Genomic DNA, 14,081 nt, shown 5'->3' on the forward strand with positions numbered 1-14,081 from the left:
ATTTTACAAGCTAATATAAGGGGCTAATTTACTGTAAATACTGTCATTTATCACAACAATATTCTTTATATCTTCTTTTGTATGGTAGTTGCCATGTTGAGTTCTGTATAGTATGAGCAAATTTGCAAGTTTGTATTTTATGTACGGATGCTTTGCCAATGCGTCTTTTTCGGCTGTATTTATATTTAACTTGGCAAGCCCTTCAACACTTACAGTAATAGAAGGTTCTATTAGGTTATAGGTATCTGATGTGATTCCATACACTTCTTTAAGTTGTGTTTTTGTATAAAACCCACCTAATGAATTTCTGTATTTAATAATTCTGTCGGCCAATTTACTGCCAATACCTTTTAACGATTTTAATTGATTGGTATCGGCCGTATTCACATCAATTAAATTTTTAAAACTCCCCTTTTTGTCCAATGGAATTCCGGCTCTTTGCGCAGTTAATGTAGAGTCGTTTTCGATATAAATGTATGGCTCCAACTTGCAATACAGTTGTTCTGAAAACCCGTATATTTTTTTTAAATCAAGCTTATTTTTAAAACTACCTCCCGCTTGCTCGTATTTTTGAATGTTGTTTACAATGCGCTCTGAAACTCCTAATTTACGCCACTCTTCCTTGGATAGATGATTGGGATTGAATCTAAAGTAATTGTTGTTAGCTCCTTCTATAGAAGTGGAATCTGTTGGAGTGGCAGCTTCTTGCTCATCGACCAATTCTTTCGTTCTTTTAAGACTATTTATCTCGGATTGAAAGGAGGTGTCTATAAGAGTTGGATCGGATGAAGAAGAAACATAGTCAGAAAAAAAATAAATTGTTGCTATAGAAATTACGATAAGCAATGCAATCCAAATACCCCGTTTCTCTTGGTTTGTATAGCTAACGTATTTTCTAAAAAAACTTTTCATCACTTCGCACTGTGCTTAAAAAGCACATCCCATCTTTTCTTATTATTTTTTATTCCCTACTTTACTGTGTTTACGGCTATATCCAAAGTAGATTGCCATTCCAATTGCCAACCAAATAAATAGACGCATCCAATTTTCGGTACCTAATCCGTAAATCATGGCCAAACAAACCAGCACACCCAATATTGGAACAATAGGAACCAAGGGCGTTTTAAACGGACGAGGCATATCAGGGTTTGTTTTACGCATTACCAACACGCCAATACATACTAGTACAAATGCAAAGAGTGTTCCTATACTTGTCATATCTCCAACAATATCGCCCGGAACAAATGCTGCAAAAACACCTACAAACAAAAAGAACAAGAGGTTTGATTTGTGCGGTGTACGGTACTTTGGATGTAAATCAGAAAATATTTTTGGTATCAATCCATCTTTTGACATAGAGTAAAATACACGCGATTGACCTAACAACATCACTAAAATTACAGACGAAAATCCTGCCAAAATAGCTACGGTTACAGAGGTTGCCAACCAACCGTACTCGGGCATGTAAGTGTTTATAACATATGCAACAGAAGCTTCTTTTCCTGCCACTTGAAATTCTTTGTAGTTAGCAATCCCGGTAAGAACGTGCGCAAACAAAATGTACAAAACAGTACAAATGGCTAATGATACCAATATTCCTATTGGCATGTCTCTCTTAGGATTTTTTGCTTCTTGTGCAGCAGTAGAAACTGCATCAAAACCAATAAATGCAAAGAATACAATTCCTGCGGCACTCACAATTCCACTCCAGCCAAACGAACCAAAAACACCCGTATTTTCAGGTATATACGGTGTGTGGTTAGCCGGATTGATATAGCCCCAACCAAGAGCAATGAACAAAATAACAATCACCACTTTTACTATCACAATAAGGCCATTTACAAAAGCAGATTCTTTTGTACCCCTTATTAACACAAGAGAGAGCAAGAATATAATAACTAATGCAGGAATATTAATTATTCCACTTACGCCATCTAGCGATGACTGAAAAGGAGAGTGGCACCACTGATAGGGTATTGTAAAGCCAAATACATTGGTACATAAATTATTCAAATACTCTGACCACGCAATAGCCACCGTAGCCGCACCCAATGCATACTCCAACACCAAATCCCAGCCAATAATCCAAGCTACAAACTCTCCCATCGTTGCATACGAATAGGTATAAGCGCTACCTGCAATAGGAATCATTGACGCAAACTCTGCGTAGCATAATCCTGCTAGGGCACATCCTATAGCGGCTACAATAAATCCGATAGTAACTGAAGGTCCGGCATGATCTGCTGCTGCTGCTGCTGTTCTAACAAACAAACCTGCTCCTATAATAGCTCCAATACCTAAAGCCACAAGGCTTGTTGCGCTTAATGAGCGCTTTAAGCCTCCTGTTTCATCAGATGCCTCGTGGAGTAAACTCTCTATAGATTTTTTTGCAAATAATTTTGACATGTGTGAGTGTATTTTTTTTAAACCTACATGATTTTTTTTATTAACCCAAAAGTATTTTTTCCATATATTTAGCTTATGCAGATATTGCTTATATCCATATTTGTTATCGGTTATTTAGCCATTGCGCTAGAGCATACCATAAAATTAAACAAGGCCGCTAGTGCACTACTAACTGGTGTATTGTGTTGGGCTGTGTTGGCTCTAACGATGAATACGACTGAAGGCACACACGCTGCATCAGAAAAACTTGTAGAACATTTGGGCGAATTATCGGGGATTTTGTTTTTCCTGATGGGCGCTATGACTATCGTTGAATTGATAGATGCACACGATGGTTTTATGGTTATAACAGACAAAATCAAAACCGCCAATGCTCGAAAAATGCTGTGGATAATAGCTCTTGTGAGTTTTGTGCTTTCTGCAGTGTTAGACAACCTTACAACAGCCATCGTAATGGTTTCTTTATTGAAAAAATTAATTGACGATAAAAAAACACGCTTGCTTTTTGTTGGAATTGTTGTGATTGCCTGCAACTCAGGTGGGGCGTGGAGTCCTATTGGAGATGTTACCACTACAATGCTTTGGATTGGCGGGCAAATTACCAGTACCAATATTATGCTAAAACTCATTTTACCTAGTTTAGTATGTTTACTTGTACCGTTGAGCGTACTAACATTATTGATAAAAGGAAATGTAACCCGTCCGATAGCTGTATCCGGCACTAGAAGCACTTCATCAACACATAAGGAAAGAAATCTTGTTTTTTTTGCTGGCCTAGGTTCTTTATTGTTTACCCCGATTTTCAAATCGATTACTCATTTGCCTCCATTTATGGGCGTTCTGTTTGGCTTAGGTATTTTGTGGATTATTACCGAATACATTCATCATGGTAAAAATGAAGAAGACAAAGACAATTTTTCTGTAGTGCATGCTTTGCGAAAAATTGATGTCCCTAGCATCTTGTTTTTTCTAGGAATATTAATGGCAATATCGGCATTACAAACTGAAGGCATTTTGTCGGAATTGGCAATGTTTATGAATACTACAATTGGAGACAACACCGTTATTGTACTCTTAATTGGGTTATTGTCTGCTATAGTAGATAATGTTCCGTTGGTAGCTGCAACTATGGGAATGTACGATTTAGCTACATTCCCGACTGATAGTTTTATGTGGGAGTTTATAGCTTATTGTGCCGGCACAGGAGGCAGTATTTTAATTATCGGCTCTGCTGCAGGAGTTGCTGCCATGGGAATAGAGAAAATTGATTTTATGTGGTATCTAAAAAAAATAGGCTGGTTGGCAGCATTGGGTTATTTCTCGGGTGCGCTTGTGTATATTGGGCAGTCTCTATTAGGATTTTAATGCAATGCAATTACTCAACTATAAAAAACTAGGAGAAAAAGGAGAATCTGTTTTCATATTGCATGGGTTGTTTGGCTCGCTTGATAATTGGCAAACAATTGGCAAACAACTTTCCGAAAAATATACCGTTTACCTTGTAGATCAACGCAACCACGGGCATTCTTTTCATGCAAACGAATGTACCTACGAAAGCATGGCAAACGATTTGCATAATTTATCGGAACAGATTGGTTGCGCGAAAGCTTCTATTATTGGGCATTCCATGGGAGGCAAAACGGCAATGGTGTTTGCAAGAGAATATCCGCAATTGATAGAAAAACTTATCGTAGTGGATATTGCACCAAGATACTATGCTCCGCATCATACAACCATTATTGATACACTTTCGGGAGTAGATTTTTCTGTTGTGAAAACCAGAAAAGAAGTAGAAGCTGCATTGCAAGCGCGCATAACAGAACAAAGCACTATACAGTTTTTGCTAAAAAATTTATACTGGAAAGATGGCGATTCAAATGAACTTGCATGGCGATTTAATTTACCGGTGCTGCGAGAACAGATAGAACAAATTGGAAAAAAAATTGATATGGGCTATTGCTCCATTCCAACGCTTTTTTTAAGAGGCGAACACTCAAAATATATTTCTGATAGTGATTTTGCAGACATTCAAAACTCATTTGTAAATGCCGAATTGCAAACAATACCCAATGCCGGACACTGGATTCATGCTGAGCAACCACAGCTTTTTTTAGAGCACCTTTTAAATTTTTTGCGATAACTAAAAAATTAAAGTCCTCTGAAAATGTTGTTTCCAGAGGACTTTAATCAACCTTAAAACAAAACTACTTTTTTACAAATCTATTTATACGCATCTCATTGTTACTAGCTGCATATAGCTTTAAAATATATGTTCCTTTTTCTAGAGCGGAAACATTTATTGTTTCGGAACCTTTAACGGTACCAGAAGCAATTTTCTGTCCCACTACATTACTTATTTCATAGGTGTTAGCTGCTTCATCCAAGCCAACAATGGAAATATAATCTGCTGTTGGGTTTGGAGCCAATAACAAATCTGAGGAAGCAATCTCATTTACACCTAGTGCAACATTAAATTGTGGAGTGATTCCATTACCGCCAATTGGCAAGTATTGACCATTGTATCGCATAGCTTTTACGTTTCCAACACCAAAACTACTTGCTCCTGAGTTTGTAAATGCATTTGCTTTAAAAACAAGCGTTCCCAGCTTACCAATTGCATTACTACTTTGCTTGTCGGTTCTTACTAAGCACACTTCCACATATCCCGCAGATGCTCTATAAATAGCCTTTGCAAGCAAATTGCTTCCTTGAATACCCATAGCAGACGCATTAAATGAAGCTCCTACAAATTGTGAAATGTATTGTGTTGGGACGTACACTCTAAACGTAATTCCAAAAATAGAATTGGAATTTGTTGAATTAGCAGGCAAATACATATCTACCGAAAATTGCTGATTAGGTCCGATAGCCTGTGTAGAGGAAGACAATGTAATATTTCTATAATTTGAAACACTTTGCAATGTAGGGCTAGAAGGCGAATTCTTGAACACATGAGTTGATCCGCTATTCAGAAAAACAGCCAACGTATCATTCAAATCTATAACTCCATCTCCATTGCAATCTGCATGTTTGTATTCTGTTCCATACACGGTTTTCTGACCCCAATCTGCTGATGGTTCGGCATTCCAATTATTAGTTGCGCCAGTTCTTGCAGGGCCTGTAGCTCCATTTGCCCAAGCTATATAAATCAAATCGTTTAAATCTGCTGTTAAATCGTAATTCGCATCCCCCGGCCAAACGTTTGCAACATTACCGGTGCTATCCATACGTGCATCAAAATAAGCGTATCCGCTGTGTCCGTCATAAATACATCCGGCAGTTGTAACACGAACAGTTACATTTTGTCCAACATAAGCCGAAAGATCTACTGAAACAGGAGTCCACGGCTTATAATATATTCCATCCGGTGCAACTTGATATATAGATGGATAAAAGCCAGGAGTAGTACCATTATCAGACTGTATATAAATTGCAGTGCCCGGAATATCAACACCTGCAGAATCGAGCACACTAAATCTAAAATAAGCTTGTTCTCCAACAACTGCGCTATGTCCACCATCTTCTAACACCAATGCATAGGCGTAATTGAGCACCTGCTGACCTGCTGTTACATTAAATGTTTGCTCCAACACAGATGCTTCGTAATACCTGCAAAATCTACCAACGCGAGCAACATAATTCCCTCCCAATGGCGAAGCAAGAGGAATGCCTGTAAGCGGGTCGGATCCGATAGCGGGCGTCATTAACCCATGTCTCATAGATGCATCAATCATGTCACAGGTATTTGTACCCATGTAACTATAATAGGTGTCTATTTGCAACGTATCTGATAATCCAGCAACAGATGGCACTACATTACTCAATGAGCCAAAAGAGTTCATGTCGTTATCGCCTACATACAATTGCCATCCGGTATAATCTCCGGTTTCAAAATCGATGTTCGATGCCGACTGCAAGGTGTTAAAAACACCACTTCCATTTTTAAATGAAGGTTGTTGTGTAGCAGCAGGCACAAGCCCATTAGCCACTTGCCATTCTTTGTACTTATGACTTACGTATCCTGCATGGTCTGCAGGCGATAGTCCTTTTTGTTGTGCTTCCTGTAAGGCTGCCGCATTATTAAATATGGTGCTGTTTTGTGCAAAAGCTACTCCTGCAAAAAACAATGCCGGGATAAGTACTCTTTTTTTCATGATTCTCTTTATTAGTTAAACTTCGTTTTGAGTTGTATTTAGTATAACTACACTCAACATTTTAAAAAGTAACCCTCTGTTGTACTAATTTTATGTACAATTAATTTAGCCCTAACGTATAGAAGGGACAAACCCAAAAATGCGCATTATTAGAACTTGAAAACAAACATCTTTTTCAATGAATGAAACAACACATGTGGGGAAATACCAAAGAAAAGCCTAATCAAATGACTGTGAAGAGCGGGATGCCACCTCAATCATCTCTTGGTATTGGGCAGGAGAAAGATCGTTGTAGTAGAAGTTAATCGGATTAATTTTTGCTTCGTTTTTAATAATCTCGTAATGCACGTGCGGTGCGGTAGACAAGCCTGTATTTCCTACATAGCCTAATAATTGTCCTCTTTTTACAGCTTGCCCAACACGCACAGACATTTTAGTCATGTGTGCGTATAATGACTTGTATCCATAGCCATGATTCACTACTACGTGATTTCCATATCCTTGAGCCATATTATCCGCACGTTCTATCACACCATCTCCGGTAGAATAAATTTCTGTTCCTTCTGGTGCAGCAAAATCCATCCCGGCATGAAACTGAGATGTTTTATAGATTGGATGCGTTCTCCAACCAAAACCAGAAGGCGCATGACGTAATTTTTTCTGGCTAATAGGCATGATGGCCGGAATACTGGCAAACATTTTCTCTTTATTAGCCGCCATTTTTACAATATCATCAAATGATTTAGACTGAACATACAGTTGCTTTGCTAAACGGTCTATTCGCTTCGTAGTTTCAATCATCAACGTTGAATTTTCAAAACCTTCTAACTCTTTGTATCTATCTACGCCTCCGTACCCTGCCTTTCTAACAGTAGATGGAACAGGCTCTGCTTCAAAAATCATTCTGTAAATATTATCATCACGCTGTTGTAAATCGCTCAAAACAGTTGACACTTGTGCAAATCGGGTGTTTAGCAATTGATACTGGAATTTCAATGCTTCAATTTCACGCTTCTGAATTTTTTCTTTAGGAGAATCGAAATAAGTAAATGCAATTAATATAGTAACTGTTGCAAATACAGTACCCGTGGCTAAATAAGACAACAAGCGTAAAATACGCTTGCGCCAAGAAGTTTCAACCCTCTCGTAGGTTAATGATTTGGTGTTGTATCTATATTTAATTTTCGACATTTAATCAACTAAAAATCAAGTGCAAATTTAGCGTATTTACTATATTTATGCAATTTTAGAAAAAACACAGAAGTTAAACTTTGTTAAGGAACTTATATGAACTCCATCCAAATACGCGAAACATTTTTACAATTTTTCAAATCAAAGAATCATGAGATAGTGCCGTCTGCACCCTTGGTAATTAAAAATGACCCAACGCTTTTGTTTACTAATGCAGGCATGAATCAATTTAAGGATTTATTTTTAGGCAATGCAGCCATCAAACATCCGCGTATTGCAGACACACAAAAATGTTTACGTGTATCAGGCAAGCACAACGACTTAGAAGAAGTTGGTGTTGACACCTACCACCACACTATGTTTGAAATGCTTGGCAATTGGAGCTTTGGCGACTATTTTAAAAAAGACGCCATTAATTGGGCGTGGGAACTTTTAGTGGATGTTTATAAAATTCCGGTTGACAGATTATACGTAACCGTTTTTGAGGGAAGCAAAGAAGACAACCTCCCTTTTGACCAAGAGGCCTATGATTTGTGGAAACAACATATTTCAGAAGACAGAATTTTACGTGGAAATAAAAAAGATAATTTTTGGGAAATGGGTGATACCGGCCCATGCGGACCATGTACCGAAATACATGTAGATATAAGAAATGAAGACGAGCGAAAAAAAATACCTGGCAAAGAACTCGTAAATCAAAGCCATCCGCAAGTAATTGAAATATGGAACAATGTATTCATGGAATTCAATCGCTTGGCCAATGGCAGTTTACAAAAATTACCTGCACAACATGTTGATACAGGAATGGGCTTTGAGCGTTTGTGTATGGTACTACAAGGCAAACAGTCGAATTATGACACCGATGTCTTCTCTCCTATCATTAATAAAATTGAAGATTTATCGGGATTGCGTTATCGTCCAACAGAAAAAGCCCAACAGCATGAGATTGTAAATATTGCGATGCGTGTAATTGCGGATCATATTCGCGCAATTTCATTTTCTATTGCAGATGGTCAGTTGCCGTCCAATAACGGTGCGGGTTATGTAATTAGACGGATTTTAAGAAGAGCTGTTCGCTATGGGTATCAATCATTGAATTTGAAAGAACCATTTATGTGCAGACTAGTGCCCGTACTTGCAAACCAAATGGGGGATGCTTTTCCGGAGCTTCGCACTCAAAAATCATTAATTGAAAAAGTTATAAAAGAAGAAGAAACTGCATTCTTCAAAACATTGGAACAAGGCTTAAAGCGTATTGACCAAGTTTGTATAAATGCAATTACGCAAGACAAATCAAAAACTATCAGCGGAGTGTTGGTATTTGAATTATACGACACATATGGATTTCCGGTTGACTTAACATCCTTGATTGCTCGTGGGTACGGACTTAGTATCAATGAAGAAGAGTTTCAAGCAGAATTGCAAAAACAGAAGGATCGCTCTAGACAAGCAACTGCAATGGATACAGGAGACTGGGTACAAATTAGTTCAAAGTTCGAAGTTCAAAGTTTAAAGTTTGTTGGATATGATAGTTTGGAATGCCAATCAAAAATCGTACAGTATAGAAAGGTAAAAGCCAAAAATAAAGAACAGTATCAGTTAATACTTGATAAAACTCCTTTTTATGCAGAGAGTGGCGGACAAGTGGGCGATACGGGTATTTTAGAATCAAGTAATGAAAAAATTGTCATTACAGATACAAAAAAAGAAAATGGATTAATCATTCATTTTTCTGACAAACTACCCGAAAACATTACTTCTTATTTTACTGCAAAAGTAGATAGTGTAAAACGTACACTAACATGCAACAACCACAGTGCAACACATTTACTACATGCAGCACTAAGAAGTGTGCTGGGGTCTCATGTGGAGCAAAAAGGCTCGTTAGTAAATGATGACTATTTACGATTCGATTTTTCTCATTTTGCAAAGCTTACCGATGAAGAAATACAACAGTTAGAAACAATTGTAAATGAGAAAATACGTGAAAATATTTTTTCTGATATAAAAACAATGGCTATTGAAGATGCAAAGAAAACTGGCGCAATGGCTTTGTTTGGAGAGAAATATGGCGACACAGTGCGCGTAGTAACATTCGACAAGAATTATTCTATTGAATTGTGCGGGGGCACACACGTGCAATCAACAGCTCAAATTGGGCTATTTAAGATCACCTCTGAAAGCGCAGTTGCTGCTGGCATTAGAAGAATTGAAGCTATTACTTCTGTAAAAGCAATTGAATTTTTAAATGCACAGGTAGCTATTTTAGGCAACTTAAAAGAAGCCCTTAAAAACCCAAAAAACCTTGTAAAAACAGTACAATTATTGCAAGAAGAAAACACACTTCTTCAAAAACAGCTACAACAGTTTATACACGAAAAAGCGCAAGTAATAAAACAAGAATTGAAGAAAAAAGTGCAATCAAAAAATGGATTGAATTTTATTGCGGAACAAATAAATTTAGACTCGGCTGAAGCTATTAAGGATATTGCCTTTGAACTACGCAATGAGATAACAAATTTATTTTTAGTATTAGGTACAGAGATAAAAGGTAAGCCCTCATTAACAGTAGCTATTTCAGACAATCTAGTAAAAGAAAAAAACATGAATGCCGGCACAATAGTAAAAGAGCTTGCCAAAGAAATTAATGGCGGTGGTGGCGGACAAGCGTTTTATGCTACGGCAGGAGGAACAAAACTGGAAGGCTTGAAAGCAGCGGTTGAAAAGGCGAATACAATTGCAATTTAAATAGTATTGAGTACCAAATTCTCCCCTTGAGGGGAGATAAAGAGGGGTGTGAAAGATGCCCCAAAAGGAAAATTTAATTATACAACTCAAATGAAAAATTTACTGATTTCGTATGGGCAGGAAGTTTAGATTAAGCCGCAATTTTAGACTCGTCTAAAATTTAAACACACTCCAACTTTAAGTTCGTTTTTGGGGCAAGCTTACAGCATTATAGTTGCTTAGATAAAAAGTATGGAGGATAAAATTTTACATACAGTGGAATGCGGCAAATTAGTTTAATGATAGCCGAAGGAATTTAGAATTAGCTTATGATATTCCAAAGCCTACGGAAAGTCAAAAATATTTAGATCTCAACAAACCCATGGTGGAAATAGCCTTTGGAAAAGGAGGACTTCAATTGGCTCAGGTATTGAATGAAATATTTAAATAGAAAAAGGAATTCTATTTTTGATTGGCTCGAATAGAGGGGAGCTTACAATGTCGCTGTGGATTATTTTTTTGTTTGCTTGACTTTTCTGCCGTTGTTGTCTATAAATGTTGTTAAGAGATTATTAAAGTCAGTTGCTATTTTGGAGTAAAACTCGTCATCAAATTTGTCGGTATGCAAGTCATACTGGCGCCCCCAATAAAAGTAATCTCCAAATTCTGAAATTTGTAATGGATTAAAAAGTTTTCCACTTGTGCCGTCAATGAGTTTGAAGTAACCGTTATTAATTGCATAATCATCATAACCACTGTCCACCCAAGTAAATGAAGTAAGGTTAGGATTTTTTCGGTATTCGTGCTTATATTTTTCGTCCCAGAGTGGCATAAATTTTTTTTGTTCGTTTTTATTTTGATAACCTGCCAAAACAATTCCTATTTTTTTTAATAGCACATTAATAAACACAAAACCAGAATAGTCCTTGATGTGCCAATTTTTTATGTCAAATGTCCGATAGAGGCAAGGCAATGTGTCGCTGGATTCATCATCATTCTTTTCAACCAATTCACCGCATTCAAGAATTATTTTATTTTTTATTTTTTCAATGGAGTTATTGAAAATATCTTGCACGGTGTCTTGATTTGTAACTATCCCTTGATAGTTGTCAACGAAAATTTTAAGTTCTTGAGCATTCATAGTTGTATATTTACCGAGTTTGTAATGTTTTGCAAATGTTAAAAACTCCTCTACGATTATTGAATTTGAGAAGCCATGTAATTTTGTTTTGTCATTGAGAAGTTCAAGTAATTTTTTCCATGAAATAAATCCGATTTTGCCGATATTTTTTTCTTGGATTTTTTGTAATTCAGAGGGGCAATATTGATCGCCCGATAAAAATAAACACCAAACGTTGTCTATGCCGAATTCTTTTTTTGCACCTTGATAGTGTCTTGTTATCTGGTCTTTATCAAAATGGTCTGGATAAATTTTAGTTTCAAGAATTAAAAATTTGTTGGAAGAGAACTCTACCACAGCATCAGGACGACTTGATTCTAATGGATATTGGACAGTAATGTCAACAATACTGTCAACTTTTTCAATTTTTAGGTTTGCGGTCTTAATGATGTCAAATAAAATTGTTTTGGGCAACTTTTCCAAGAGGTAAACCAAAAAATTGGTGCATTGGTCTTCCGCTACTTTCGTCTTTATTATTGCGTCATATATACTTTTTATTTTTCCCATTATTGTCTGTAAATCCTTCGTTACTGTCTTCGGAGAACGGTCTTTTGGGTGTTATCGTTAAGCTTTACGCAAAAAATATTATTCTCCCCTTATTTTCTATTTATTAATATTATTTTCGAATACTTAATAATACTTAATAATACTTTTGAATATAATTAAAATTGAGGAATTTACATTTAAGAAATTGTCATGCTCCTAGGATAATAAACATCGAGGAAGTTACCTTAAGGGCAAATTCAAAAAAATAAATTATACATAACCTAGTCTTTAATAATGCCTTCAACCTATCTCATATCTAAATCTACATTTTTGAAGGGGAACCAATGCACTAAAGCCATTTATCTAAATCGCTTTCATAAGGAGCTCAGAGATGAAATGGATGAATCCCAGGAAGCAGTATTTGCCCAGGGCACTAATGTTGGACAATTAGCTCAAGGATTATTTCCAAATGGCGTTGATTGTAGCCCTGAAGACCAGACCAAATTTGATAAATCTGCAATACGAACAACAGAAGAAATTTCTAATGGGCAGAAGGTAATCTATGAAGCAACTTTTATATACGATGAAGTGTTATGCGCCTTAGATATTCTTGTGAAGGATAAAGCAGGATGGATTGGATACGAAGTCAAATCTTCAACCGAAGTAAAGGATACATATATTTTAGATTCGGCTTTGCAATATTATGTGATTACAAATTCAGGGATTAAATTAAAAGACTTTTTTATTGTTCACATCAACAACGAATATGTTAAAAGCGGAAAATTAAATATCAAGAAGCTCTTTTCCCAGAAATCTATCATTAAAGAAATTAAAGAATTGCAGCCCTTTATTGCAGAAAAAATTAGGGAGCTCAAAACGGTTATAAAAGCAAAGCAAATCCCGAAGAAGGATATTGGGCTCCATTGTAGCGACCCATACCCTTGTGATTTTTCTGGACACTGCTGGAAGCATATACCAGAGTATTCTGTTTTTGATATTGCCAATTTACGAGGTAATAAAAAGTTTGAATTATATTATCAGGGAATATTGGATATAAAGGAAATACCAAAGGATGCAAAATTGAATGAAAAGCAATGGCAACAGATAGAATGCGAGTTGGAACAAAAAGTGGTGATTGACAAACCTAAAATCAAAGCATTTATAAAGTCATTAAATTATCCCTTGCATTTTTTGGATTTTGAAACCTTTCAGCTCGCTGTTCCGATATTTGATAATAGCCGACCCTATCAACAATTAGTTTTTCAGTATTCTTTGCATACGTTGGATAAGAAAGGTACAACAAAACATTTTGAATTCTTAGCTGATGGGACCAAGGATCCTCGTATTGATTTTATCGAACAACTAATTAAAGATTGTGGAGAGGGAGGTGGTGATATTTTGGTTTACAATATTAGCTTTGAAAGAGGCAAACTAAATCAGCTTGCCGAAGATTTTCCGAAATACGAAAAACAAATTTCAAAAATTGTTGAGCGATTGAAAGACCTTATGGTTCCATTTCAGAAGAGATGGTATTATAAACCCGAATTAAGAGGGTCTTATAGTATTAAACAGGTTCTCCCTTGTCTTGTTCCCGAACTCTCTTATGACAGCCTAAATATTGCAAATGGTGGTACAGCAAGTGCAACCTTTTCAGCAATAGTTGAAGGAACATTTGAAGGTGATATCGAGGAAACTAGGAAACATCTCCTTGAATACTGCAAATTAGATACCTTGGCTATGGTAAAAATAGTAGAAGTATTAGAAAAGGTTTAGGTTTAAATAGTAGATCCTTTTTTTGAGTGGCTCAAAATAAATGAAGCTTACATTGCGTCTTACAAGATTATAAAATCTTAATTGTTGAAAACATTAAACTTCCTTTTTATCAACAGGTAACGATAAAAAGAAGGCTAATCAATATCTTTGACAAGATCCCTATT

General features: G+C 36.5%; 9 protein-coding genes. 4 read left to right on the forward strand and 5 right to left on the reverse strand.

Annotation, left to right across the window (positions count from 1 at the left end; all coding sequences use genetic code 11):
* Positions 1-3: 3 nt before the first annotated feature.
* Together J0M08_01110 and J0M08_01115 are read right to left on the reverse strand one after the other, a co-directional pair.
* On the reverse strand, positions 4-912 hold the full coding sequence (locus J0M08_01110; protein ID MBN8701639.1) for a helix-hairpin-helix domain-containing protein: 909 nt from the start codon (positions 910-912) through the stop codon (positions 4-6).
* Between the two features lie 42 nt (positions 913-954).
* Positions 955-2,406, reverse strand: a complete 1,452-nt coding sequence (locus J0M08_01115; protein MBN8701640.1) for an amino acid permease — start codon at positions 2,404-2,406, stop codon at positions 955-957.
* 75 nt (positions 2,407-2,481) lie between these two features.
* Here J0M08_01115 and nhaD point away from each other — a divergent pair, with 75 nt between their 5' ends.
* Together nhaD and J0M08_01125 are read left to right on the forward strand one after the other, a co-directional pair.
* A complete protein-coding gene (gene nhaD / locus J0M08_01120; GenBank protein MBN8701641.1) occupies positions 2,482-3,771 on the forward strand; it encodes a sodium:proton antiporter NhaD in 1,290 nt (429 codons plus the stop codon).
* Between the two features lie 4 nt (positions 3,772-3,775).
* On the forward strand, positions 3,776-4,546 hold the full coding sequence (locus tag J0M08_01125; protein ID MBN8701642.1) for an alpha/beta fold hydrolase: 771 nt from the start codon (positions 3,776-3,778) through the stop codon (positions 4,544-4,546).
* 64 nt (positions 4,547-4,610) lie between these two features.
* On the opposite strand, the gene J0M08_01130 is transcribed toward J0M08_01125, so the two are convergent.
* Positions 4,611-6,560 carry a T9SS type A sorting domain-containing protein gene (locus tag J0M08_01130; protein ID MBN8701643.1) on the reverse strand — a complete coding sequence of 650 codons (1,950 nt, stop codon included), beginning with the start codon at positions 6,558-6,560 and terminating at the stop codon, positions 4,611-4,613.
* Between the two features lie 219 nt (positions 6,561-6,779).
* A complete protein-coding gene (locus J0M08_01135; protein ID MBN8701644.1) occupies positions 6,780-7,751 on the reverse strand; it encodes a M23 family metallopeptidase in 972 nt (323 codons plus the stop codon).
* Between the two features lie 96 nt (positions 7,752-7,847).
* On the opposite strand from J0M08_01135, the gene alaS reads away from it, so the two are divergent.
* Complete coding sequence (alaS, locus tag J0M08_01140) at positions 7,848-10,499, forward strand: alanine--tRNA ligase (GenBank protein ID MBN8701645.1); 2,652 nt, start codon at positions 7,848-7,850, stop codon at positions 10,497-10,499.
* Positions 10,500-10,989: 490 nt separating this feature from the next.
* Here the strand turns inward: alaS and J0M08_01145 are convergent, their stop codons facing one another.
* Positions 10,990-12,165, reverse strand: a complete 1,176-nt coding sequence (locus J0M08_01145) for a hypothetical protein (GenBank protein ID MBN8701646.1) — start codon at positions 12,163-12,165, stop codon at positions 10,990-10,992.
* 273 nt (positions 12,166-12,438) lie between these two features.
* Here J0M08_01145 and J0M08_01150 point away from each other — a divergent pair, with 273 nt between their 5' ends.
* Entirely contained in the window at positions 12,439-13,917 is a 1,479-nt protein-coding gene (locus tag J0M08_01150; protein MBN8701647.1) for a DUF2779 domain-containing protein, read from the forward strand.
* Positions 13,918-14,081 lie beyond the last annotated feature (164 nt).

It is taken from the genome of Bacteroidota bacterium, from assembly GCA_017303975.1.
Classification (GTDB): Bacteria; Bacteroidota; Bacteroidia; order JAFLBG01; family JAFLBG01; genus JAFLBG01.